Origin of the sequence: Oricola sp. (assembly GCF_965230365.1) — a bacterium.
Taxonomy (GTDB): Bacteria; Pseudomonadota; Alphaproteobacteria; order Rhizobiales; family Rhizobiaceae; genus Oricola.
This window is the reverse complement of the sequence record NZ_OZ246003.1, coordinates 2,891,981-2,915,222: the sequence shown is the minus strand read 5'-3', so window position 1 is coordinate 2,915,222 and position 23,242 is coordinate 2,891,981. Positions and strand designations below refer to the sequence as shown.

The 23,242-nt window shown below is 61.6% G+C and carries 21 protein-coding genes; 8 read left to right on the top strand and 13 right to left on the bottom strand.

From position 1 onward, the window contains the following. Window positions 1–2: 2 nt before the first annotated feature. Complete coding sequence (locus ACO06R_RS14140) at window positions 3–893, top strand: LpxI family protein (protein WP_421851142.1); 891 nt, start codon at window positions 3–5, stop codon at window positions 891–893. Then, complete coding sequence (locus tag ACO06R_RS14135; protein ID WP_421851139.1) at window positions 890–2,086, top strand: lipid-A-disaccharide synthase; 1,197 nt, start codon at window positions 890–892, stop codon at window positions 2,084–2,086. The genes ACO06R_RS14140 and ACO06R_RS14135 overlap by 4 nt, the downstream gene beginning before the upstream one ends. A gap of 6 nt (window positions 2,087–2,092) precedes the next feature. On the opposite strand, the gene gltA is transcribed toward ACO06R_RS14135, so the two are convergent. Beyond that, window positions 2,093–3,385: a citrate synthase gene (gltA, locus tag ACO06R_RS14130; RefSeq protein WP_421851136.1), complete on the bottom strand. Its 1,293-nt coding sequence runs from the start codon at window positions 3,383–3,385 to the stop codon at window positions 2,093–2,095. Between the two features lie 178 nt (window positions 3,386–3,563). Next, window positions 3,564–4,985 carry a glutamate--tRNA ligase gene (gene gltX / locus ACO06R_RS14125; RefSeq protein ID WP_421851132.1) on the bottom strand — a complete coding sequence of 474 codons (1,422 nt, stop codon included), beginning with the start codon at window positions 4,983–4,985 and terminating at the stop codon, window positions 3,564–3,566. 143 nt (window positions 4,986–5,128) lie between these two features. Between gltX and ACO06R_RS14120 the strand changes: the two genes are divergently transcribed. Then, on the top strand, window positions 5,129–7,519 hold the full coding sequence (locus ACO06R_RS14120) for a ComEC/Rec2 family competence protein (RefSeq protein ID WP_421851128.1): 2,391 nt from the start codon (window positions 5,129–5,131) through the stop codon (window positions 7,517–7,519). Here the strand turns inward: ACO06R_RS14120 and lexA are convergent. From lexA to ACO06R_RS14090, 6 genes are all read right to left on the bottom strand, one after another. After that, window positions 7,513–8,235, bottom strand: coding sequence for a transcriptional repressor LexA (gene lexA, locus ACO06R_RS14115; protein WP_421851125.1), 723 nt, complete (start codon window positions 8,233–8,235; stop codon window positions 7,513–7,515). The two genes, ACO06R_RS14120 and lexA, sit on opposite strands and share 7 nt — an antisense overlap. A gap of 79 nt (window positions 8,236–8,314) precedes the next feature. Then, window positions 8,315–9,541, bottom strand: coding sequence for a gephyrin-like molybdotransferase Glp (glp, locus tag ACO06R_RS14110; protein ID WP_421851122.1), 1,227 nt, complete (start codon window positions 9,539–9,541; stop codon window positions 8,315–8,317). Beyond that, window positions 9,538–10,032, bottom strand: a complete 495-nt coding sequence (gene moaC, locus ACO06R_RS14105; protein WP_421851119.1) for a cyclic pyranopterin monophosphate synthase MoaC — start codon at window positions 10,030–10,032, stop codon at window positions 9,538–9,540. Before moaC ends, glp begins: the two co-directional genes overlap by 4 nt. 1 nt (window position 10,033) lies before the next feature. Then, window positions 10,034–10,849: an indole-3-glycerol phosphate synthase TrpC gene (gene trpC, locus ACO06R_RS14100; protein WP_421851116.1), complete on the bottom strand. Its 816-nt coding sequence runs from the start codon at window positions 10,847–10,849 to the stop codon at window positions 10,034–10,036. A gap of 6 nt (window positions 10,850–10,855) precedes the next feature. Beyond that, window positions 10,856–11,875, bottom strand: coding sequence for an anthranilate phosphoribosyltransferase (gene trpD, locus ACO06R_RS14095; protein WP_421851113.1), 1,020 nt, complete (start codon window positions 11,873–11,875; stop codon window positions 10,856–10,858). Window positions 11,876–11,886: 11 nt separating this feature from the next. Next, on the bottom strand, window positions 11,887–13,779 hold the full coding sequence (locus ACO06R_RS14090; RefSeq protein WP_421851110.1) for a SurA N-terminal domain-containing protein: 1,893 nt from the start codon (window positions 13,777–13,779) through the stop codon (window positions 11,887–11,889). 130 nt (window positions 13,780–13,909) lie between these two features. On the opposite strand from ACO06R_RS14090, the gene tpiA reads away from it, so the two are divergent. The 3 genes from tpiA to ACO06R_RS14075 all read left to right on the top strand — a co-directional run bounded on the left by tpiA (window position 13,910) and on the right by ACO06R_RS14075 (window position 16,850). Beyond that, the gene (gene tpiA / locus ACO06R_RS14085; protein ID WP_421851108.1) at window positions 13,910–14,671 is read left to right on the top strand and encodes a triose-phosphate isomerase; all 762 of its coding nucleotides are present in this window, start codon (window positions 13,910–13,912) and stop codon (window positions 14,669–14,671) included. Window positions 14,672–14,746: 75 nt separating this feature from the next. Then, the gene (secG, locus tag ACO06R_RS14080) at window positions 14,747–15,124 is read left to right on the top strand and encodes a preprotein translocase subunit SecG (RefSeq protein WP_421851105.1); all 378 of its coding nucleotides are present in this window, start codon (window positions 14,747–14,749) and stop codon (window positions 15,122–15,124) included. Between the two features lie 97 nt (window positions 15,125–15,221). Further along, a complete protein-coding gene (locus ACO06R_RS14075) occupies window positions 15,222–16,850 on the top strand; it encodes a CTP synthase (protein ID WP_421851102.1) in 1,629 nt (542 codons plus the stop codon). On the opposite strand, the gene ACO06R_RS14070 is transcribed toward ACO06R_RS14075, so the two are convergent. Then, entirely contained in the window at window positions 16,847–17,773 is a 927-nt protein-coding gene (locus tag ACO06R_RS14070; protein WP_421851099.1) for an endonuclease/exonuclease/phosphatase family protein, read from the bottom strand. The two genes, ACO06R_RS14075 and ACO06R_RS14070, sit on opposite strands and share 4 nt — an antisense overlap. A gap of 186 nt (window positions 17,774–17,959) precedes the next feature. On the opposite strand from ACO06R_RS14070, the gene ACO06R_RS14065 reads away from it, so the two are divergent. Continuing rightward, window positions 17,960–18,196, top strand: coding sequence for an Lrp/AsnC family transcriptional regulator (locus ACO06R_RS14065; protein WP_421851096.1), 237 nt, complete (start codon window positions 17,960–17,962; stop codon window positions 18,194–18,196). Window positions 18,197–18,300: 104 nt separating this feature from the next. Here the strand turns inward: ACO06R_RS14065 and ACO06R_RS14060 are convergent, their stop codons facing one another. From ACO06R_RS14060 to ACO06R_RS14050, 3 genes are all read right to left on the bottom strand, one after another. Beyond that, window positions 18,301–18,426, bottom strand: a complete 126-nt coding sequence (locus ACO06R_RS14060; protein WP_421851094.1) for a hypothetical protein — start codon at window positions 18,424–18,426, stop codon at window positions 18,301–18,303. Window positions 18,427–18,552: 126 nt separating this feature from the next. After that, a complete protein-coding gene (locus ACO06R_RS14055; RefSeq protein WP_421851091.1) occupies window positions 18,553–19,833 on the bottom strand; it encodes a hypothetical protein in 1,281 nt (426 codons plus the stop codon). 87 nt (window positions 19,834–19,920) lie between these two features. Next, the gene (locus ACO06R_RS14050; protein WP_421851087.1) at window positions 19,921–20,898 is read right to left on the bottom strand and encodes a polysaccharide pyruvyl transferase family protein; all 978 of its coding nucleotides are present in this window, start codon (window positions 20,896–20,898) and stop codon (window positions 19,921–19,923) included. Between the two features lie 148 nt (window positions 20,899–21,046). On the opposite strand from ACO06R_RS14050, the gene ACO06R_RS14045 reads away from it, so the two are divergent. Further along, entirely contained in the window at window positions 21,047–21,985 is a 939-nt protein-coding gene (locus tag ACO06R_RS14045) for a formyltransferase family protein (RefSeq protein ID WP_421851083.1), read from the top strand. On the opposite strand, the gene ACO06R_RS14040 is transcribed toward ACO06R_RS14045, so the two are convergent. Beyond that, window positions 21,944–23,215: a Mur ligase family protein gene (locus tag ACO06R_RS14040; RefSeq protein WP_421851079.1), complete on the bottom strand. Its 1,272-nt coding sequence runs from the start codon at window positions 23,213–23,215 to the stop codon at window positions 21,944–21,946. The genes ACO06R_RS14045 and ACO06R_RS14040 overlap by 42 nt on opposite strands. Between the last annotated feature and the right edge of the window lie 27 nt (window positions 23,216–23,242).

Here is a 23,242-nt window from a genome sequence, read left to right as displayed (position 1 = left end):
GCATGGAATCCGGCGGCGACCGAACAGGAGGCGATGACCGCGTTGCGGTAATCGCGGGCGGTGGCCAGCTTCCGGTTCAGGTGGTGGAGACTTTGCGCCATGCCGGTCGCGCACCCTTCGTCATCGCGATTGAGGGCGAGGCGGACCCGGCACTGCTGCAATTCGAACACGAGACGATCTATCCGGTCCATGTTGGCCGGCTGATGTCCATTCTGGACCGGGTCAAGCCGTCGGCGGTGGTGATGATCGGCGCGGTCAAGGGACGCCCCAGCATACTTCGCGCCATACCGGATTGGCCGACATTGCGGGTTGCCGCGCGGATGTTGCCCAAGCTGCGTAGCGGCGACGATACGTTGTTGCGTAGCGTAGTCGACATGATCGAGGAGGCCGGCTACCCGGTGCGCGGTGTGCACGAGTTTTTGCCGGATCTGCTGGCGAGAAAGGGCAATATCGCCGGACCGAAACCGTCAAAACGCGATCTCGATGCGGTTATGACGGCTGCCAATGGCGCCGTCACCCTCGGCGCGCTGGATGCCGGACAGGCTTGCGTGGCTGTCGGCAGGCGGATTGTCGCCCTGGAAGGGGCCGAAGGCACGGATCTCATGCTGGAGCGTGTGGCCGAACTGAGGAAACTGGGCCGGCTCCCGGCTGGGCGAGGCGGTGTCCTTGTCAAGCTTGCCAAGCCGAACCAGGAAATCCGCGTAGACTTGCCAACGATCGGGATCTCCACGGTCGAGAAAGCAGCCGCCGCAGGATTGCGTGGCATCGCCGTTCACGCCGGCCACGCCCTGATCGCCGACCATGAAAGCGCTTGCGGTGCCGCAAAACAGCTGGACGTTTTCATTTTGGGAATTGATCCCGAAGATTCCGAGTATGCGGGAGAACGCCCGTGAGCTCGACAAGGCCCCTGACACTTGCGGTCGTGGCCGGCGAGCAATCCGGACAAAGCCTCGCCGTTGGACTGGTCGACAGGATCGCCGCGGAAACCGGCGCGATGCCGCACCTTGTCGGCGTCGGCGGAAATGCGCTGAAAGAGCGTGGACTCGAAACGGTCTTCGATCCGTCGGAAATCGCGATCACGGGTATCGCGCCGGTGGTCAAGGCGCTGCCGCGATTGTTGCTACGGATTCGCCAGACCGCACACGCAATTGCCAACGCGCGTCCGGACGCCGTGATTTTCGTCGACAGCCCAGATTTTTCGCACCGCGTGGCGCGCCGCATCCGCGAGAAGCTGGCTGGGGTTCCAATCGTCAAGTATGTCGCGCCAACGGTGTGGGCTTGGCGGCCGGAGCGCGCCAGACGGATGAAGGCAACCTTCGACCGGGTGCTCGCCGTGTTCCCGTTCGAGCCGGACATCATGGCGGCGCTTGGCGGGCCGGAGACGCATTATGTCGGCCACCCGCTCGCCATCGACGAGGGGCTCGCAAAAGCGTGGGCGGGGCGGCACGAGGACGCGGCGGCGAAGACCGGCGACGGGCTCGATCTGCTGGTGTTGCCGGGGTCGCGACGCGGCGAAGTCAGCGCACTGTTGCGCGACTTCGAGCGCACGCTCGACATTTTGCAGCAGCGTGGCCGGACGTTCAGGGTGCACATTCCGACATTGCCCTATCTGACCGACATTCTCACGCGCGAGACGCAGTATTGGCCGGTGCAGCCCAGGATCACGACCAGTGTCGAGGACAAGCTCGGAGCATTTCGCGTCGCCGATGCGGCGCTCGCGGCGTCGGGAACCGTGATCCTGGAATTGGCGCTGGCGGGCGTGCCGGCGGTTAGCTGCTACCGGACCGATGTCCTGATCCGGCCATTCCGGTCGATGATCAAGACGTGGTCGGCAGCGCTGCCGAACATCATTGCCGACCGACCGATCGTACCGGAATTCTATGACGAGATGATCCGCCCGGGCATGCTCGCCCGACATCTCGAAACGCTGGCGGACGCAAACAGCCCGGCGCGTGCGGCGCAGATGGCGGGGTTTGCCGATGTCCGCAAGCTGATGGAAGTTGAGATGTCGCCCGGCGATCTGGCCGCGCGCGTTGTGCTCGATGCAATCAACGGTCCGGCCGGCGAAAAAGCCGGCCGGACCTGAGCTGACTTATTTCCGTTTTGCGATCGGCAGGTAGTCGCGTCGTTCAGCGCCGGTATAGAGCTGGCGCGGACGGCCGATGCGCTGGTGCGGGTCTTCGATCATCTCCTTCCACTGGGCAATCCAGCCGACGGTACGCGCGACCGAGAACAGCACGGTGAACATGTTGGTCGGGAAGCCGAGCGCGCGCAGCGTGATACCGGAATAGAAGTCGATGTTTGGATAGAGTTTCTTCTCGACGAAGTACTCGTCGCTCAGCGCGATCTTTTCCAGTTCCATCGCGACTTCGAGCAGCGGGTCGTCCTTGATGCCGAGTTCGCCGAGCACCTCGTGGGTGGTCTTCTGCATGATCTTGGCGCGCGGATCATAGTTCTTGTAGACCCGGTGACCGAAGCCCATCAGGCGGAACGGGTCATCGCGGTCCTTGGCGCGGGTGACGAATTCCGGGATCCGGTCGGCCGTGCCGATTTCCGCCAGCATGTTGAGCGCTGCCTCGTTGGCGCCGCCATGCGCAGGCCCCCAAAGGCAGGCAATGCCGGCTGCGATGCAGGCAAACGGGTTGGCACCCGACGAACCGGCAAGGCGCACGGTCGAAGTCGAGGCATTTTGCTCGTGGTCGGCATGCAGGATGAAGATGCGGTCCATGGCGCGCGCCAGCACCGGGTTGACCTTGTACTCCTCACAAGGCACCGCAAAGCACATGCGCAGGAAGTTCGAGGCGTAGTCGAGGCCGTTTTGCGGATAAACGAACGGTTGGCCGATATGATACTTGTAGGCCATGGCCGCGATCGTCGGCATCTTGGCGATCATCCGCATTGAGGCGACCATGCGCTGGTGCGGGTCGGAGATGTCGGTTGAATCGTGATAGAAGGCCGACAATGCGCCAACGGTGCCGCACATGACCGCCATCGGGTGTGCGTCGCGCCGGAAGCCGGTGAAGAAGCGGTTCATCTGCTCGTGAACCATGGTGTGACGGGTCACACGGTAGTCGAAATCTTCCTTCTGCGCCTTGGTCGGCAGTTCGCCGTAAAGCAGGAGGTAGCAGACTTCCAGGAAGTCGCCATGTTCGGCGAGCTGCTCAATCGGATAGCCTCGATGCAGCAGCATGCCTTCGTCGCCGTCGATGAAGGTGATCTTGGATTCGCAGGACGCCGTAGAGGTGAAGCCGGGGTCGTAAGTAAAGGCTTCGGTCTGCTTGTAGAGCGACGAGATGTCGATAACACGCGGGCCAATTGTGCCCTCGCGAACGGAAAACTCGTGATCCTCCGATGACAGCGTCAGTTTGGCTTTATCTTCAGACATAGGGTCTCCCTTCGCATCAAGTATTCCGAACAAATAATCGTTCGGTTTTGCAGTGCATCAACGACCGTCTGAACAGCGGTCTGTTGGGCTGCTTGCTAGCCGATTTACCCTATCGTGCCAAGCCAGCCGATAGGCTTATTGTGCGGCGCATTATCCTGACAGGTGCCGGGATTCGTGTCTAAGCGACGCAATCGCGAATGCGCCCGATAGCTTCGTCGCGGCCAAGCACCGCAAGTACGTCGAATACGCCGGGCGACGTGGAACGGCCTGTCAACGCGGCGCGCAGCGGCTGTGCGACCTTACCGAGTTTTAACCCCTCATTTTCCGCAAGGGCCCTGATGGCGGCGTCGAGCGAGGGCACGTCCCATCTCTCGACAGCCTCAAGTGCGGCAATAGAGCGCGCCAGCACTGCGCGCGCGTCGTCGGTGAGGATATTGGCGGCTTTCTCGTCGAAGTCGAGTGGACGGCTTGCAAACAAATATCTCGAACTATCAATGAGTTCTATCATTGTCTTCGCACGTTCTTTCAAACCTGGCATGGCCTGAAGGAGCTGACCGCGTCGCGTATCATCGAGTCTGTCAGATATCCAGGCGCATCCGGGCAGATAGTCGATCAAGTCGGCGAAGCGGTTCACCAGATCGGCATCGTCGGCGGCGCGGATGTAGTGGCCATTCAGCGCTTCGAGCTTGGCGAAATCGAACCGGGCGGCGCCCTTGTTGATATCGGCGATCTCGAACCATGAAATCATATCTTCGGTCGACATAATCTCGTCGTCGCCGTGGCTCCAACCCAGACGGGCCAAGTAGTTGCGCAGCGCCTCGGGCAGATAGCCCATGTCGCGATACGCCTCGACACCGAGCGCCCCATGGCGTTTGGAGAGTTTTGCGCCGTCGGCGCCATGGATCAGCGGAATATGCGCCATCTCGGGCACCGGCCAGCCCATGGCCTGATAGATGATCGTCTGGCGCGCCGCATTGGTGAGGTGGTCATCACCGCGAATGATATGCGTGACCCCCATGTCATGGTCGTCGACGACGACAGCATGCATATAGGTCGGCGAACCGTCGGACCGCAGGACGATGAAATCGTCGAGATCCTTGTTGGGAAAGCGAACGTCGCCCTGAACGTGGTCGCGGACCACGGTTTCGCCGTCGCGCGGCGCCTTGATGCGGATGACCGGAGACACGCCTGATGGCGCTTCCGACGCATCGCGGTCGCGCCAGCGCCCGTCATAACGTGGCGGGCGGCCTTCGGCGCGCGCCTTTTCGCGCATTTCGGCGAGTTCCTCCTGCGAGGCATAGCAGTAGTAGGCCTTGCCGGCATTCAGCAATTCCATGGCGACCGCGCGGTGGCGGTCGGCGCGAGCGAATTGCGAAACCGGATCGCCATCGCATTCGAGGCCCAGCCACTGCAGCCCGGCGATGATGGCATCGACGGCTTCTTGCGACGATCTTTCCCTATCGGTATCCTCAATCCTCAAAAGCATCTTGCCGTTGGTGTGACGGGCGTAAAGCCAGTTGAACAGCGCGGTGCGCGCGCCGCCGATATGCAGGAAGCCGGTCGGGGAGGGGGCGAAACGGGTAACGACCTCGCCAGTCATTCAATGCTCCGATTTGTCGTGAGTGCCGAGCGGCGCAGATGTGGCCGCCTTAAAGTCGCGCCACCTGTAACACACGAACCCGCAAGTGCAAGTTTGGCCGGGCCTGGCCGCGGCTGCCCCAGTAGCAAGCGTGGTGGCGCTCAATGAGCCGGGAACCGGGCGATGCGCCGGAAACGGTGGTCGACGAGCGGGTGTTTTTCAACCCCGAAATCGCAACGCCGAAGACCGATCGGAGCGGTCAGCAAGACGGCGATGCCGATCGGAAGTGGCAAACGCGTCCCGCAGCGACGCGGGCGCGAGTGCGGTTTCGCCGGATTTGGCATGCAGCGTTGCGAACGCTCAGCGCCGCTTTTGCGCGCGAACGGGCAGTCGGAACGGCATTTCTGTTCGTGCCGGTCGCACTGTGCGCAGGTGTCGTCTGGTACTTCCAGATGTCCGACGAACCGGCGGCCTATGGTCTTGTATTATGGCTTGCGGTGCCCGCTGCGTTCCTCGCGCTGGTGCGTGACAGCGCCCGTATCGCGCGTGCGATTGCCGCAGCTCTCGCGCTTGTTGTGGCGGGCACGCTGCTGGCGCAATGGCATGCATCGATGTCGCCGCAGCAAATGCTCGGTTCGGCGGTTACGACACGCCTGACCGGCCGCATTGCAGCGATCGAGGAAAGGGCCAATGGGCGGACGCGGCTGACGGTCGACATTTTGGCGACCGAACGTCCGAAGCTCAGATATGCCCCGGACCGGGTACGCCTGACCGCGTCACGTCTGCCACAGGGGCTGCAAATCGGGGGCGGGATCAAGGGCGTTGCACGCTTGATGCCGATATCCGGCCCGTTTCATCCGGGCGGCTACGATTTCACCATTCACGCTTACTTTGACGGCTATGGCGCCAACGGATTCTTTCTGGGCGAGCCATCGGTCGTGGTTCTGGCGTCAGGAGATGGCGGTTCCGACCGGTTTGCGCTGGGGATCGCGCGATTGCGCCAAGCCATCGGGGCGGAAATCGCGCGCGTGACGGACGGGCGAGGCGGCGCTGTCGCCGTCACGCTGATCACCGGCAACAAGTCCGTTATTCCCGCCGACGTGACCGAAGCGTTGAGAACCTCCGGACTGGCGCACATCCTGTCGATATCCGGATTGCACATGGCGCTGGTCGCGGCGACGGTCATGACCTTGCTGCGAACCGGATTCGCACTCGCGCCCAACTGGTCGGCGCGGCGGCCGGTCAAAAAATATGCAGCGGCTGTCGCGCTGGCGGCCACAGGCTTCTATCTGTTTCTCGCTGGGGCAAGCGTGGCGACGCAAAGATCGTTCATCATGCTTGCGATCATGTTGCTGGCGCTGACATTCGACCGCAGCGCGGTGACCATGCGCAATCTGGCATTGGCTGCGATCGCGGTGGTCATGCTGGCGCCGCACGAAGTGACCGGGCCCGGCTTCCAGATGTCGTTTGCCGCAACCGCGGCCCTGATAGCCGTCTACGCGGCCTGGCGCGATCACAGGCAGGGCAGGCGGTCCGCGAACAGCCACGAGCAACGTGGCCTTGCAGGGCAGGTGGCCCGTCGGGTTCTGCTCTTTGTCGCCGGTCTTGCGGTCACCTCGTTGGTAGCGGGTCTTGCGACCGGTGTATTTGCGTCTTACCACTTCGGGCGGGTCGCACCCTACGGGCTTCTCGCCAATCTGGCGGCGATGCCTCTTGTGTCGCTGCTGGTCATGCCGCTCGCCGTTGTCTCCGTGATGGCCATGCCCTTCGGCATGCATGCGGTTCCGTTGCAACTGATGGCCTGGTCGGTTGAGCAGGTCATCGTCATCGCGGAACGCGTTGCCGCGCTCTCGCCGCCCATCGCGACCGGCCAGATGCCGGATCTTGCGCTGTTTCTGTTCGTGCTGGCGCTTGTGTGCACCTGTTTGTTTTCGACGGTCTTGCGCTTTCTGTCGCTCTTGCCCCTGACGGGCGCGATTGTTGTCTGGCAATTGTCCGTCCCGCCAGTGGCAATCGTCTCGGAAGACGCGCGGCAATTCGCCGTCCTTGAGCGCAGCGCTGAAGGGATCAGGCTGCACGTCAACCGCAAACGGCCGAATGCGTTTACCCTCAACCTGTGGAGTGGTGCCTCCGGCGCGCGGACGACGGTTTTGCCGGGGGCCTCCGATGTCATACAGTGCGATGACATGAGCTGCGTCGCATCAGCCGGCTCCGCCGGTACAACGCGGATCGGCTATCTGACCGATCCAGGCCCGCAGGACAATGTGCATCAGGCCCACAAGAACTGGGCGGACAGGCAGGGCGAAGCCTGCCGCACCTTCGATCTGGTCGTCGTCGCCGACGCGCCGTCCTGGCAATACTGTCCGAATGGGCGGCCACTGCTGTCGGCCAGGCAACTGGCGCTTTACGGGGCTGCAGAAATCCACGTCTCAGGCGTCGGAGAAATCGATATCCGGCACGCGCTGGCCGGACCGGAAAGGCCGTGGCTGGAGCACCGCCGCTTTTCGCGCGCGGCGCGCAACCTTGCCGAGCGTCGGCGCAACAGCCGTCAGTAGCGGCGGATCAAGCCGACCAACCGGCCTTGTACCTGCACCCGGTCCGGTCCGAAAATCCGTGTTTCATAAGCGGGATTCGCGGCCTCCAGCGCGATCGACGCGCCCTTGCGCCGGAAGCGCTTCAATGTCGCTTCCTCGTCATCGACAAGCGCGACGATGATATCGCCGGCATTTGCCGTCTCGCCGCGCTTGATGATCGCCGTGTCGCCATTGAAGATGCCGGCATCGATCATCGAATCGCCCTCGACTTCCAGCGCGTAATGTTCGCCGCTGCCGATCATGTCCGGTGGTAGCGACAGAGTGCGTGTTTGGTGTTCAATCGCGGAAATGGGTACGCCGGCGGCGATCTTGCCCATTACGGGGATCGGAATGGATGACCGGGTTGCATCATCATTGGCGCTCTTGACCTCCGGCCTAGGCGCCGCGGCCTGTGCCGGCTTGCCAAGGCTGCCTTCGATGACGCTTGGCGAGAAGCCGCGCCGCTGGGTCGACGGGGTCAGCGTGTCGGGAAGCCGGATCACCTCAAGCGCACGCGCCCGGTTCGGCAGACGGCGGATGAAGCCGCGTTCTTCCAGCGCCGTGATCAAACGGTGAATGCCCGATTTCGATGCTAGGTCGAGCGCTTCCTTCATTTCATCGAATGAAGGGGGAACGCCCGTTTCTCTGAGGCGCTCATTGATGAACATGAGCAGTTCGAGTTGCTTGCGTGTGAGCATTTCCGGCTCCGGAATCGAAAACAAAACCTGAACAGTCTTTATATGTTCCAGTTGTGTTCTGCAACCGTTTAACAAACGTTTAAATCGGCGTCGAATTCAGGGCGAGGGCCTTGACGAGCGTTTCTGCGGCCGCGGCCGGTGCGAACGGAGGACGCCGGACAAGAACGTTTGACTGCGAGAAGACGCGAATCATCGACGAATCTTGGCGCGAGAAAGTCTTGACGCGCAGCGCGCCCGATTTGTCGCGATAGGCGCGGGCGCGCAGGTAGTCTTCGCGCTTGTCGTTTTCGGGCAGCGCGTTGTCGAGGCGGGCCTCGATCCAGCAGGCTGAATTGGGTCGACCGGCGAGGGCCTCGGTAAGCGGCTTCAGGAACAGGTGGCCGCAGACCAGGCTGGAGACGGGGTTGCCGGGCAGGCCCAGAATGCGCATGTCGCCAAGCCGGCCGAGCATCAGCGGCTTGCCGGGCCGCATGGCGATGCGCCAGAAGTCGAGCGCCATGCCGTTGTCGACAAAGACCTGTTGGACGAGATCGTGGTCGCCGACAGAGGCGCCGCCCAGCGTGACCAGGATGTCGGCAGGGGCAGCACGCGCCTTGTCGAGCGCGGCTTCCAGATCGGCGGCGGTGTCGCGGGCGATGCCGAGATCGAGAATGTCGGCGCCTGATTCACGGGCCAGTGCGGCGACGCCATAGCCGTTGGAGGCGATGATCTGGCCCGGTCCGGGCGCGGCGCCGGGCGGCAGCAATTCGTCGCCGGTGGCAAGGATGGCGACCAGCGGGCGGCGAATGACGGGCAATTGCGGATGGTTGGCGGCAGCGGCAAGGCAAAGCGCACCGGCATCGAGTTGCGCGCCGGTTGTGAGCACGGTTTGTCCGGTCTCAAAATCGAGACCGGCAGGGCGGACATAGCGGCCTTGCCTTTCGCTGACATTGGCGGTGACGGCGCCGTTCTCGCCCACGGTGGCGTCTTCCTGGATCAGGATCGTGTCGGCGCCATCGGGCACTACTGCGCCGGTGAAGATGCGCGCGGTTTCGCCGGGACCCACCGTGCCGTTGAAGGGGTGGCCGGCCGCAGCCTGGCCGACAAGGCGCAGTTCAGCAGGCGCCGTGGCTATATCGGCGGCACGCACCGCGTAGCCGTCCATGGCGGATATGGGCTGCGGCGGCTGGGTGCGCCGCGCCGCTAGGTCGGCCGCTAGTATCCGGCCGGCCGCTTCCTCCAGCGGCACGGTCTGCGTGGGCAGCGGCGCGGTGTCTGAAAGCAGGCGCTCTCGGGCTTCCGAGACCGGGATCAGGCCGTTCTTCAAGAAGCGCTCCGTTTCCAGTCGCCCGATTTGCCGCCGGACTTGGCCAATAGCCGCAGAGGGCCGATCTCGATACCCTTGTCGATGGCCTTGGCCATGTCGTAGATCGTCAGGCAGGCGACCGAGGCGGCGGTCAGCGCCTCCATCTCGACGCCGGTCTGCCCAGTGACGCGCGCCAGCGCCTCGACGCGGAAACCAGGCAGGTCTTGATCGGGTTCGATATCGACCGACACCTTGGTCAAGAGCAGCGGATGGCAGAGCGGGATCAGTTCGTGGGTGCGCTTGGCCGCCATGATGCCGGCGACCCGTGCCACCGACACGACATCGCCTTTCTTGGCATTGCCCGCAAGAATGGCCTGCAACGTATCAGCAGACGTGCGCACGAAACCCTCGGCGACTGCCTCGCGAACCGTATCCTTCTTGGAGCCGACATCGACCATGTTGGCCGCGCCATCGCTGCCCAGATGGGTCAGATCATCTCCATTGGATGTCATGTCAGGCAGACCGCCGGGCCGGGGTCTCGCCGCCGAGCAGGACGCGCGTGGCGGTGGCGACATCGGGTTGCCGCATCAGGCTCTCGCCCACGAGGACGGTTGAAACGCCGGCGTTGGCGAGCCGGGTGCAATCGCCATGGGTGGAAATACCGCTTTCGCCGACCATCAGGCGATCGCCGCTGGCCATGGGCGCAAGCCGCTCGGTTGTAGCGAGATCGACATTGAATGACCGCAGGTCGCGGTTGTTGATACCGATGAGCGGCGACTGGAGTTGCAGCGCACGTTCCATCTCGGCCTCGTCATGGACCTCGATCAACGCATCCATGCCCAGTTCGAATGCTGCCTCCTCCAGCCGGCGCGCATCGTCATCGCCGACAGCCGCCAGGATGATCAGGATAGCGTCGGCGCCCCAGCTTCGCGCTTCATGCACCTGATAGGTTTCAAACATGAAATCCTTGCGCAAGGCCGGAAGGCGCGTCGCGTTTCTGGCTGCGGTCAGGAATTCCGGAGCGCCCTGGAACGACGGTTTGTCGGTGAGGACCGACAGGCAGGTGGCGCCGCCGTCCTGATAGGCGCGCGCCAGCATGGGCGGGTCGAAGTCCTCGCGGATCAGACCCTTTGACGGGCTCGCTTTCTTGATCTCGGCTATGAGGCCGAGAGCCCCGGCATCCCGACTTTGCTTGAGCGCCGACAGGAAACCGCGCGGCGGTTCCACGTCGGCGCAAATGGACAGAAGTTCGGCAAGTGGCACGGCGGCTTGCGCAGTGGCGATTTCCTCGCGCTTATAGACCTCGATCCGCTTCAGGATATCCGTCATCTCGATCTACTCCACACCCTCTTGGGACAAGCGGGCGACATTCTCCGCCACTGCTTCGGCATGGCCTTCGTCGATGGACCGAAAGGCCAATTCAAGGCCATCGTCGACGGTCGCGGCCATCCCGGCAACAACCAGTCCAGCGGCCGCGTTCAGGCAGGCGATGTCGCGGTAGGCGTTGCGCGCGCCCCTCAGGACCTGCCGAAGCGCTGCCGCATTGTATTTCGGATCGCCGCCTTTCAGCGCTTCCATGCCGACGCGCGCAATTCCGTGGTCTTCCGGCTTTATCGTGAAAGTCGTGACGGACCCGTCTTTCAACTCGGCGACCTGAGTCTCGCCTGCGGTGGTGATCTCGTCCAGCCCGTCGCCATGGACGACCCACACATGCTCCGATCCCATCTCCTTGAGCACATGGGCGACCGGCTCCACCCATTCGAGCGCAAACACGCCTACGAGCTGCCGGTTGACACCGGCCGGATTCGACAGTGGTCCAAGCAAGTTGAAGATCGTTCTGGTGCCGAGTTCGACGCGGCTGGGGCCGACATGCCGCATCGCAGAATGATGCATCGGCGCGAACATGAAGCCGAGGCCGCCCTCGCGAATGCAGCGTTCGATTGTTTTGGGCGACGCCTCGAGGTCGAGGCCCAGTTCGCTCAGCGCCTCTGCCGAGCCGGACTTCGATGAAAGCGATCGGTTGCCGTGCTTGGCGATCGTGGCGCCGGCGCCCGCTGCGATGAAAGCCGCACATGTCGACACATTGTAGCTTCCCGAATTGTCGCCGCCGGTTCCAACGATGTCGATGGCGTTGTCCGGCGCATCCACGCGGGTCATCTTCTCGCGCATCACGATGACTGCGCCGACGATCTCGTCCACGGTTTCGCCGCGAACGCGTAGCGCCATCAAGAAACCCCCGATCTGCGATGGCGTGGCGCCGCCGGACATCATGACGTCGAACGCATCGCGCGCTTCGGCAGCGGTTAGCGGCGCGCCGGTCGCTGCCTTGGCGATGAATGGTCTGAGGTCGGCCATCGCGTCGTCCGTTACTGCAGGGTGAGGGCGCGGTCGATGGCGCTCTGATAAACCTGGACCCGATACTCCATCTGCAGTTTTGCGACCAACTGATCCAACAGATCATCGGACATCGCCGATTCAAGGGTTGGCCTGAGTTCGGAGGGCAGTGCTTCGACGCCTCCGAGCGCCTGCGCGACCGTGGTGACCTGGAACACGTTGTAGGTGTTGGCGGCGGGAGCTTTGACCAGACCGTTGTGATCGGAGCCGCCGTCGAACACCTCCGCAGTGCCGTCACGCCCGAAATCCGGATCATCGCTGTTTCGCTGCAGGCCATACTTGGCGAGCACCGCGTAGCCCTCGGATTCGCCGATGTCGGGGATTGCCGATCCTGTCCCGATCCGTGACAGCAGTTCCTCTGCAAGTGCCCTGACACGATTGTCAGTTTCGTCGGCGATCCAGTCCTCGGCAACGCGGTCGCGAACTTCTTCAAACGTGCGGTCGCGCGATGGCGTCACATCGGTCACCTCGTACCAGATGAAACCGCTATTGCCGGCGTTGATCGGTGGGTTCTCGACGCCTTGCTCAGCTTCGAATGCGGCGGAGACCAATTCGGCCTGCTCGGGGATCGAGCTAACCGCAGCCCCCGCCGTATCGAGGCCCTGTGCGTCGATCGCCGCGATCTCAAGCGGTTGCAGCTTCTGCGCGTTGGACGCTTCCCGCAGCGATTGCCCGCCGGCGCGAGCGTCCTCATAGGCATCGTGCACATCAAGGAGCACGTCATTGGCTTCGACCAGCGCCAGTTCCCGCCGGATATCGTCCTTGACTTCGTCATAGGATTTTACCGTGGCGGAGTTAATCGCGGTGACACGAACGATGATCGAGCCGAATGCTCCTTCCACGACCTCACTGATATCGCCTGCGTTCGGAACGGCGAATGCCGCATCGGCTACGGCCGGGTCGGGGAGATCGGATTTTCGAACGGTGCCGATGGACGCATCGGCCAAGGTTCTTCCGGTTTCAACGACTGCGTCTTCGAAGGACTGGCCGCCGAGGATACGTTCATGGGCGGCGACCGCATCGGCTTCCTGCTGGAAGACCAACTGCTCGATCGTGCGGGTTTCCTCGCTGGTGTAACGATCCTGGTTCGCCTCGTAGTCGGCACGCATGTCGTCTTCGGAAACAGATTCCTCGTCGAGGATCTCTTCCGGCGCCAGTCGGACGAACTCGATCGCGCGATACTCGGGCGCGCGGTAGCGGCTCTTGTTGGCGTCGAAATAGGTTCGCAGTGCCGATTCCTCAGGCTGGGCGACCGGTTCAATCGCCTGATCGTTGAGCGCGATGTAAGAAACGTCGCGCGTCTCGCCGGAATGCTGGGCGATGGCATCGAGCAGGGTGGCGGGCGCCGTCAGACCATCGGCCACGGCTTCGACCAACTGCTGACGGATCGCGACCGCCTGTCGGTTTTCGATGTACTCGTCCTCGGTCATCCCGACGTTGCGGAGCACGAAAGAGAAATTCTGCCGGCTGAACTGGCCGTTGGCGCCGTGAAAAGCAGGGTCTTCGGCTATCAGCGCGGCGATACGATCCTTCGAAAGGCCGAGATTCATGATTCTCGATTGTTCATCAAGCACTGCGCCTGCCGCCAGCTGACCGAGTATCTGCTGGTCGATGCCGAAAAGCCGGGCCTGTTCACGGCTGATGCGCTGGCCGAACTGGCGCGACAGGACCGAGACCTGCCGATCGTAGGCAAGGCGATAGTCCAGCACCGAGACGCTGGTCTCTCCCGCGGTCACGACGGCCTCGCCGGGGCCACCAGAGAAAATCTGGCCGGACACGCCCCAGACGGCGAAACTGACCAGCAACAACAGAAGAAGCGCCTTGGCGACCCAGGATCGCGAGGATTTGCGCAGAGCGTCAAGCATGTAATGTGAACCTGATTTATTGTCCGGCGTGTTTTAGGAGCGGATTCGAGGCGACGCAAGCGCATGCCAGGCCTTTTCCTCGCGGGGCGCAGAGGCTAACACGGCGAAACACAACTCTAGGGGAGTACGCATGACACCGGGTGTGAAGCCGCTGATCGCGGGCAACTGGAAAATGAACGGGACGTCCGACGCACTGGATGAACTTGCCGGGATTTGCCAAGGCTTGCCGCAGCCGCGTGGCGAAGAGATGGATGCAGCGATCTGTGTTCCCTTTACGCTGATCGAACGCGCAGCAAACGCCGCTTCTGGGCATATCGTCGCCATTGGGGCGCAGGACTGTCACGCGGCTGCCAGCGGCGCTCACACCGGCGATGTTTCCGCCGAGATGCTTAAGGATGCCGGCGCACAGGCGGTCATTGTCGGGCATTCCGAGCGCCGTGCCGATCACGGCGAGCTGGACGCGGACATTGCGGCAAAGGCTGCGGCTGCCTGGCGCGCAGGGATGACCGCAATCATCTGCGTCGGCGAGACCCGCGAGGAACGGGAAGCCGGCAAGGCAGAAGACGTTGTTGGCGTGCAACTCGCGGGATCGGCCCCCGACGGAGCCACTGCAGCCAACACGGTGATCGCTTATGAACCGGTTTGGGCGATCGGCACCGGCCTCGTTCCATCGGCGGATGATATCGCGGCCATGCACGCATTCATCCGCAACGCGCTCGTCAAACGTTTCGACAGCGAAGGCGACGGGATGCGCATCCTCTATGGCGGATCGATGAAGCCGACAAACGCAGGGGAAATCCTGGCCATCCCCAATGTCGACGGTGGGCTTATCGGCGGAGCAAGCTTGAAAGCGGCAGACTTCCTCGCCATCTGTGAAGCACCCAAGGGATGATTTGCCAAAGGGTACTTCTCTTTGACGCGCGAACCGTGTAGGGACGCGCGTCAAATCCAAAAATCAGAAAACGCCATGCAAACCGTATTGATCGTTATCCACCTCATGATCGTTATCGCACTTGTTGCGGTCGTCCTTCTTCAGCGTTCGGAAGGCGGCGCGCTCGGAATCGGCGGCGGCGGTGGCGGCGGATTCATGTCGGCGCGCGGTGCGGCCGACACATTGACCCGCACGACTTCGATCCTCGCAGCGGGCTTCTTTGCGACATCCATTGCGCTTGGCCTGCTTGCGCGCTACGGCGAAAGCCCCACCGACATCCTCGACCGTGTGCCCGCACAGGTTCAACAGGATAACGGCGGCGAAAGCAGCGGCGGCGGCGTTCTCGATCAACTGGGCGGACAGGACGGAGCTCCGGCGAGCGGAAGCCCGGCTCCCATCGTTCCCAACAACTGAGTTCAACGACACGCAGAAAAGCGCCGAATGTGGGTAACTCGCATCGGCGTTTTTTTTCTTTGCGGAATCGCATCGGAGCGGCTATCGGTCAGGTCCCATGGCACGGTATGTATTCATCACTGGTGGCGTGGTTTCCTCTCTCGGAAAAGGCATCGCTTCCGCCGCTCTCGGCGCGCTTTTGCAGGCGCGCGGATATAGCGTTCGTCTGAAAAAACTCGACCCCTATCTGAACGTCGATCCAGGAACGATGTCGCCTTATCAGCACGGCGAAGTCTTCGTGACCGACGATGGCGCAGAGACCGATCTCGACCTCGGGCACTACGAGCGCTTCACAGGCCGATCCGCGAACCAGAACGACAACATCACGACCGGCCGAATCTACCAGAACATCATCGCCAAGGAACGGCGTGGCGACTATCTCGGCGCTACGGTGCAGGTGATCCCGCATGTTACCGATGAGATCAAGAACTTCGTCATCGACGGCAATGAGGGTTACGATTTCGTATTGTGCGAAATTGGCGGCACCGTGGGCGATATCGAGGCGATGCCGTTCATGGAGGCGATCCGGCAACTGGGCAACGACCTGCCGCGCGGCAACGCGGTCTATGTGCATCTGACGCTGATGCCCTACATTCCGGCAGCCGGCGAATTGAAGACGAAGCCAACGCAGCATTCCGTCAAGGAGTTGCGGTCGATCGGTATCGCGCCCGACATCCTGCTAGTGCGGGCCGATCGCGATATCCCTGAGTCGGAGCGCAAGAAGCTCTCGCTCTTCTGCAATGTCCGCGAATCGGCCGTCATCCAAGCACTCGACGTGTCGACGATCTACGACGTGCCGAAGGCTTATCACGACGAGGGGCTGGACGAGGAAGTGCTGGCCGCCTTCGGTATCGATCCGGCGCCGCAGCCGCGCATGGCGGTATGGGACGACGTTTCGGGGCGCATTCACAATCCGGAAGGCGAGGTGACCATCGCCGTCGTCGGCAAGTATACGGGCCTTAAAGACGCCTACAAATCACTGATCGAAGCGCTTTATCACGGTGGCATGGCCAACCGGGTGCGTGTCAACATCGAGTGGATCGAATCCGAGATCTTCGAGGGTGAGGACCCGTCGCCTTATCTGGAAAAGGTGCACGGCATTCTCGTGCCGGGCGGATTCGGCGAACGTGGCTCGGAAGGCAAGATCCTTGCCGCGCGCTTTGCCAGGGAACGTGAGGTCCCGTATTTCGGGATCTGTTTCGGCATGCAGATGGCGGTGTTGGAGGCGGCACGCTCGCTGGCGGGAATCGCCGAAGCCGGGTCGACCGAGTTCGGTCCGGCGAAGGAGCCGGTCGTCGGTCTCATGACCGAATGGCTGAAGGGCAACATGCTGGAAAAACGGACCCAGGCCGGCGACCTTGGCGGAACGATGCGCTTGGGCGCCTACAAGGCGGTTCTCAAGGAAGAGACGCGCATCGCCGGAATATATGGCGACACCGATATTTCGGAACGCCACAGGCATCGCTACGAGGTCAATATCGACTATCGCGAACGGCTCGAGGAATGCGGTCTGGTGTTCTCCGGCCTGTCGCCCGATGGTGTGCTGCCGGAGACGATCGAATATGCCAACCACCCCTGGTTCATAGGCGTGCAGTATCACCCGGAACTGAAGTCACGGCCATTCGAGCCGCATCCGCTGTTCAGCAGCTTCATCGCGGCGGCGCTGGAACAGAGCCGGCTGGTCTAAGACGTGCCGGTGACCTCCACCACCAGTGCTGCGTGGTCGCTGGCGTGGGGCCGGTGAAAGCCGACACCTGGCAGGCGATCGCCGCCATAGCGGGGACTGTCGTAGCCCATGCCCTCGCGGATCAGTTCGGGCGTTGCGTCCGACCATTCTGCGGCCAGCGCAGGTGACACGAGGATCGTGTCGGGGCGGCTGTAGCGTTCGGTTTCTTCGAGATGAAACGACCAGCGTCTGCCCTCGGGGACGCGCTCCAGCAGATCGACCGAAAAGCCGTCGAGCAGACACCGGATGGCCGGCGGCGAACGCCCATGTTCGTTGAGGTCGCCGACAATCAGCCAACGTCCGGTCTCCGGATCAGGAAAATCGCGCTCGATCAGCCGGCGCACCGCGGCGGCTTCGGTTTGCCGGATTGCGAAAGCCAGTTCGGGCTCGGGGTAGGGCGCCTTGAAGTGGCAGACATAGAACGACAGCCCGACGATCTCGACGGCGAGACAATCGCGGCGAAAGACCGGCAGCTGCGGGTCGACGCCGGACGGTGCGCACAGTCCTATGTCGGCCGGCCGCAAGGTGGCGTGGCTGCGCGCGCGCTCGACCGGTATGCGGCTGATGATGGCGACGTCGTAGCCATGGCCGTCATTGCCGGGTTCGCAGACGCGGTAGGGATAGGGACCGGCACCGGCGGGAAGAAGAAACCGGTCGTGGAAATAGTCGAGCGTCTCCAGGTCGAAGACCTCCTGCAGGGCGACGATGTCGGCATCGGCGTCGCGGATGACGGCCGCGGTCATCTTGCGGTCGATCGTGTCGAGCGCGCGCTCGGCCGCGCTGGCCGGCACGTTGCCGGGGCGATCTCTCGCGCCGCGCAGGCGGTCGCACTTGCCGCCGTGTATCAGGCGCATGTTTTGAACGTTGAACGTGGCGATCCGCATGGCTGTCGCAAGTGGAGACCCGACGGGGTCGAATTGCAAGTGACGCTTCGTCACAGCGGCCGGATCAAATGTCGACGTCGTGGAATTTGACCTCGGGCTGTTGCATGCGGCGGCGCGACCTGTATCCAGTGTGTGACGATTGTCTTGCGGCGCGGTGTTCAGCGCCGGGTAACAAGGATAGCCGCGATGAAATGCGTGTTCGTACAACTGAGATGCAAACCGGGCACGACCTATCAGGTCGCAGACCGGATCTACGAGCGGGAGTTTGCCTCGGAAATCTACTCGACCAGCGGCGAATACGATCTGCTCTTGAAGATCTATGTCGAGGAAGAGGCCGATGTCGGCAAATACATCAACGACAAGATCCTCGATATCGATGGCATCACACGGTCACTGACGACCATGACCTTCCGTGCGTTCTAGAGCGTTTCCCGGTTAGATTGAATCGCTTGAACGCCGGGATTTTGTGCGGTGACAAGGAGCGGAAAGCGACGCGGGTCGACACCCGTTAGCTTTTCGCGACGCCGTCAGCCGTGCAAAAGACCAAGTTCAGGCGGTTTGCGGTTGTTTGATACGATCAAGGCAATGACCTCCGGCTTGAGGCTGCTTTCCGCCCCGGCTTCGTCGAAATCCTCGACCGATGCTTGGGGCATCGCTCTGCGGTCTTCTCCTGGCCGGTTGCGAAAACCATCTCTCATCAAGCTGCTTCTATCTAACCCGGAAACGCTCTAGAAACTGCTGGTGCGCGTCGGGCAACGCCCGGCATGATGCGGCAGGAACTAACGGATACGCCAGAAGTCGCGCGAGGCCTTGCGCAGGATTTTTCCCACGGTGGTTTTCGCCGAAACATCCCGCATAGCCGTAAACTCGGCACCCATGCGCCGCAGCCTGCCCTCGCGCGCTTCCACCTGTCGGCGATCGTGTCCGAGAATCATGAATATTATCAATGAATTATCGCCCTCGAAGCCGCCGCGTACGGGGTCGAAGGTGGTCAAGGGCACCAACCAGCCGGCATCAAGGCCTTTGCGGCACCGTGCGAGAAATCGGTCGAGCGAGGCCGGCATGCGGGTGACGACGCATCGCGCGCAGTACTCCTTGCGCTCATCCATCCGCTGCCGGCTCTGAAAGGCAAATGCGGTACTCCAGGTCGGACGGAAATTCGGATCGATCAGATACGACCGACCACCGCGGTTCAAGATATCGAAGCCGCAGATGCCACGGAAGCCGAGTGCAGCGCCGACTTCGGCGGTGGCGCGCGCGAGCGCCGCGACGCCATCGGGTACGTTGCGTTTGGATTCGTAAAGGTTGCCGGCGAATACACCGCTGCGCATGGTCACTTGTTGGGTCGCACCCAGATACTCCACGGTGCCGTCAGGCGCGACGGCACACTGGGTCGCCCAGTTTCCGTCTGCATCGACATACTGTTCGGCGATCAGTTTCGGCACATTGACGAATCGCTTGGCCGCACGTTCGAGATGGGTTTTCTTTCTGCAGACCATAACTCCTTCGCCTCCCGCGTTCAGTGCATCGGTCGCGACCTTGAGCACGATCGGGAGCGACAGGCTGAGGATCGCTTCCGAACTTGGCGAAACCAGTATTTGGCGAGGAGGCCAACAGTCTGGACCGACATGCTCCGCGAAAGCATGCTTGTTGTTCAGTTTCCTGAGGAGTGCCGGATTGACCAGCGATTGCACATCGTCAAGCACGCCAATTGGCAAGGGATAGTAGTAAGCCGGGATTTCGCCGTTATCGGCGCGCCGTCGAACTATCGCCAGGTAATCCTGTGCGTCGCCATATTCCTCGATGTTGGAACCGATCGCGACCCCGGCATCGCGCATCGCCGACAAACCGGCTTCGGATAGAAAGGATCGATGTGCGAGCATCGGCAATTGCCCGGCGCAACTCAGCAGGGTTCCGGCTCCTGCTTCCGCACCTGCATTTCCGCCCGGAATCCAGTCGCGATCCGATGCAAACATGCGCGCGGCAATGAAAACCCCGGGAGCATAAAAATCGGATAGGGTTTGCAAGCCTCTATTACTTCCCAATCGCTGTACGGACACTTGTGCAGGTGTCTATACGGAACAGTCGGACGGACGCGAAGCTTTTTTACAATGGGAAGATCTTGCAGGGTTCGAAGAGGTTGGAATCTAACGCTTCGCACAGACAACTTGGTTGTCAAAGCGTTTCCTTGCGCTTTGCAGCGCATCCTGCATCGAAGTCGAGAAAGAGACACGGGGCAGGCTGGTTCCCCAAGTCTTATAGTAGCCGGCGATCTTTCCGGTAGAGTTGTCGAGCGATATCACCGGCAGGCCGATTGCCGATGACAGCAGCACACCGTGCAGCCGGTCGGTAACGACCAATTCGTGCTTGGCGAGCCTTTTTATCGCATGTTCCACCTTTGCGGCTGCAACGGCGTCCTGCACCTTCAGTCGTCCGAAACCGTTCGGTATCGATGACGGCAGTCTGCCGAGCCTGTTCCAGATCTTGAGGGACGGAATGTCACCCCAGTCCCAGGATGCCGGCAGCTGTTCTTCCGGTTCCGAAGTGTGGCGCTTTACTTCAGGATCGCGCCTGAGGAGAAACGTAGTTCCGCTGCCCCCAGCGGCTTGCTCGAAAGACAGCAGGTGACAAAGATCCGGGCAAAGCGGTACTTCGCGGCCGATGCGATCTTCGATGGCGGATTTGCTCACTTCATCGCGCGCAAAGACAAGCATATCGGGATGGCGCCTGAGATAGTCGAGGGTTCCAGTGGCGGCTTGCTTGGTGCCATCCGGAACGTCTGCCATGCTTTGCGGAAGGATCACGATCTTTCTGCCGTGCAGCGACTCCAAAATTCGGCGCCGCATTCTGTCATGCTTGCTGTAGATCGCTCCGAGATTTCCGCCGCCCTTAAAGTAGATGGTTCCGCTCGGCACCCTGCGCAGGCATTCGCGCTTGCTGAAATTGCGCAGTGAAGAGACATAAGCGGGAGGGCCGCCGCACAATTCTTCCAGGAGTTTGCGTGTGCCGAGCCAGATCGCGCAGTCGCCCGGATTCAGATAGTTTGGATAGTCGATCAGCGCATAGGGTTCTTTGCGCGTGTGTGGCTGCACCGCATCGACGATTATGGAACGTAGTGCATTCATACCAGAGGTTCCAAAACGCTGTTGAAACGGTGAGATTTCGCGGATGTCAACGCTGTTTCCTAAGCGTTATAGGTGCGAGACCGTAGTTGCAAGAATTTGAGAGAACTTCATTATTCAGTATAAAGCGCTCTTTCTCACGTCGCCTTGCATGACTGCCGACCATGTGTTTCACGCATGGCTGCGCGCGGGGCACGACGTGGCCGGGGTGTGGACGCAAGACGTCAAAGGAATGCGTACCCGGACAAGTGGTCGTATCGCCGCCTATGCAGATGGCATCCGGCCCATCGGGGACCACATTCGTCGCCGGAAAATACCGGTCTCGAAAGTCCGGAGGATGCGTGACGTTCCGGATGTTGCAGACCGGGTGGCTGCGACCGGGGCAAATACGCTGATATCCGTGTATACCGGGCTGATCGTTCCGCAAGAGGTCATCGATCTGTTCGGGCGCCGCGCGGTCAACTTTCATCCTGCACTGCTACCGCACTACAAGGGTCCAACGCCCAGAGTGGGCATGGTCTTCGACGGGCGGGGTGACGAGTTCGGCGGAATGACAATGCACGCGATATCGGCGGGCATCGATGAGGGGCCTATCATTGCGCAACGCAGATTGCCTTGGACGGAAAGCGGGCACTTCACGACCTGGGAAATCGCACAGTCGCGTGTCGCCGCTGGCTTTGTCCAGCACGAACTGCAAAACTATCTGGACGGCAGACTGCAGTCAGTTCCCCAGGAGCCGGGCAGCGGAAGTTACCGAAGAAGAAACAGTTACGAGTTCGCGGTAAGTGAGAAAACACCGCTTGCCGCCGTTCGGAAGTATTTCGACTGTGTGCCGGGCTACGAGTTTTTCACCAGGCTGGACCGGCCTGGCAAGAGGAGCCAATTTCTGACGACCGGCTTGGCGTCGGTCCTAGGCGCACCGACCGGGAAACCACCTGTTGTCGGCCGCTTCGTTATTGAGATGGACATTCTCGACGCACGCGTTCGGCTGTACCGACGAAACCTTGCGCAACGGGCGTCGAACCATCCTGCCTGGCGCCTGCTCGTTTCAAGACTGTCGAATAGCGGATCGGTAAATTCGACCGGCTAGTGGTCGTCGAGACGCCGGGAGATGCCGGCATACAGCACAAGCTTTCTTCCTGCCGCATCGGTCCCTGATGCAAATCCGCGCGAATTGTGCGCTGAACAGTATCCTCTCGAGATGGTCGGCACCGGATGCTTTCGCATACACGAAATCGCCCGCGCCCAGCGTCTGTCGCAGATAGCGGTGCACTTCATCATAGGTTTCGAATGTCCGCAGACGCCCTTCGAATGCCGGGACCAGTTTACGGACGTGTGCCGAGTTTGCCCCGTAGAACAGCACAAGATCGGCAACTTCGAGGGCTTGCCGTGCCGCCTTGATGTATTTTTTCCCGGCCGAGCCGAGGTAATCCGATATTGTGCCGAAGATCATGATTTTCCGCTGGAAGTTTGCCTCCGCAACGATCTCCAGGCTCGTGGGAATCGTCCAGTTCGGACTCTTGTACGTATCGAGCATGAAGGTGATTTCATTCCACTCGTGAATGGAATCCTTGAACAGTTCCGCGCCCGTGCCGTTAAGGGCCATTGCGCACTGGTGAAGCGGAATCCCAAGCGCTGTTCCGCAAGCCACCGCCGCCAGATAGTTCGGTATCCATCGGGATCCGGCGTATCTGGTCTGTATCGTGGCGATCTGGTCGCCGTCGGTGACCGTTATGGCAAGCCTGGCCGGCAATCCGTCGGTGTAGTCGACGACATGGATGTCGGCGGCTTCAGACCTGCCGAATGTTACAACCCGTGCCTTCGACAAATCCCGCATGGCCAGAACGCGCGCATCATCAGCGTTCAGAACCATCAAACCGTCCTCATCCAAAGCCTCGACCAGTTGCCCTTTCGACTTGGCGGTTGTGTCGAGGTCCTTGTGTACCGAGATGTGGTCAAATTCGATTCTGGTGATCACAGCGACGTTGTGGCGGAGGAAATCGGCCGACTGCCGCAAGTCGGCTGCTGATTGACCGCTCACCTCCTGGACCCAAAATTTGGCGTTTACGGGCGAGGTCGCCAGGCCGGAAACGATCGCCGAGAAAACGTTGGCGCCGAAGGCGACGTTGGCCCGCGCCTGCGTGCGCAGACAATGGCCGATCAGGCGGGTTGTGCAGGACTTGCCCGCGCTGCCGGTGACTGCAATCACCTTGTCGAAGTTTGCCCACCGGCGCCTGGCATGGCCGGCCGGTGTCTTCCAGCCGCGCCTGAAAAATCTGAGAATCCCTGCGAAGAAGTCAATCACCCGGTGATGCGTCAACTTGTAGGCTTTCCCTTGGCGTTCGAA

What these genes read in the sequence shown, in the direction of transcription:
- ACO06R_RS14140 (WP_421851142.1), top strand. Translation starts at nt 3, where the DNA reads ATGGAATCCGGCGGCGACCGAACAGGAGGCGATGACCGCGTTGCGGTA.
- ACO06R_RS14070 (WP_421851099.1), bottom strand. Translation starts at nt 17,773, where the DNA reads ATGCGGATCGCCACGTTCAACGTTCAAAACATGCGCCTGATACACGGC.
- lexA (WP_421851125.1), bottom strand. Translation starts at nt 8,235, where the DNA reads ATGCTCACACGCAAGCAACTCGAACTGCTCATGTTCATCAATGAGCGC.
- gltX (WP_421851132.1), bottom strand. Translation starts at nt 4,985, where the DNA reads ATGACTGGCGAGGTCGTTACCCGTTTCGCCCCCTCCCCGACCGGCTTC.
- moaC (WP_421851119.1), bottom strand. Translation starts at nt 10,032, where the DNA reads ATGACATCCAATGGAGATGATCTGACCCATCTGGGCAGCGATGGCGCG.
- ACO06R_RS14050 (WP_421851087.1), bottom strand. Translation starts at nt 20,898, where the DNA reads ATGAATGCACTACGTTCCATAATCGTCGATGCGGTGCAGCCACACACG.
- ACO06R_RS14065 (WP_421851096.1), top strand. Translation starts at nt 17,960, where the DNA reads ATGAAATGCGTGTTCGTACAACTGAGATGCAAACCGGGCACGACCTAT.
- trpD (WP_421851113.1), bottom strand. Translation starts at nt 11,875, where the DNA reads ATGGCCGACCTCAGACCATTCATCGCCAAGGCAGCGACCGGCGCGCCG.
- ACO06R_RS14045 (WP_421851083.1), top strand. Translation starts at nt 21,047, where the DNA reads ATGACTGCCGACCATGTGTTTCACGCATGGCTGCGCGCGGGGCACGAC.
- ACO06R_RS14075 (WP_421851102.1), top strand. Translation starts at nt 15,222, where the DNA reads ATGGCACGGTATGTATTCATCACTGGTGGCGTGGTTTCCTCTCTCGGA.
- tpiA (WP_421851108.1), top strand. Translation starts at nt 13,910, where the DNA reads ATGACACCGGGTGTGAAGCCGCTGATCGCGGGCAACTGGAAAATGAAC.
- ACO06R_RS14120 (WP_421851128.1), top strand. Translation starts at nt 5,129, where the DNA reads ATGAGCCGGGAACCGGGCGATGCGCCGGAAACGGTGGTCGACGAGCGG.
- secG (WP_421851105.1), top strand. Translation starts at nt 14,747, where the DNA reads ATGCAAACCGTATTGATCGTTATCCACCTCATGATCGTTATCGCACTT.
- gltA (WP_421851136.1), bottom strand. Translation starts at nt 3,385, where the DNA reads ATGTCTGAAGATAAAGCCAAACTGACGCTGTCATCGGAGGATCACGAG.
- ACO06R_RS14060 (WP_421851094.1), bottom strand. Translation starts at nt 18,426, where the DNA reads ATGCCCCAAGCATCGGTCGAGGATTTCGACGAAGCCGGGGCGGAAAGC.
- trpC (WP_421851116.1), bottom strand. Translation starts at nt 10,849, where the DNA reads ATGACGGATATCCTGAAGCGGATCGAGGTCTATAAGCGCGAGGAAATC.
- ACO06R_RS14090 (WP_421851110.1), bottom strand. Translation starts at nt 13,779, where the DNA reads ATGCTTGACGCTCTGCGCAAATCCTCGCGATCCTGGGTCGCCAAGGCG.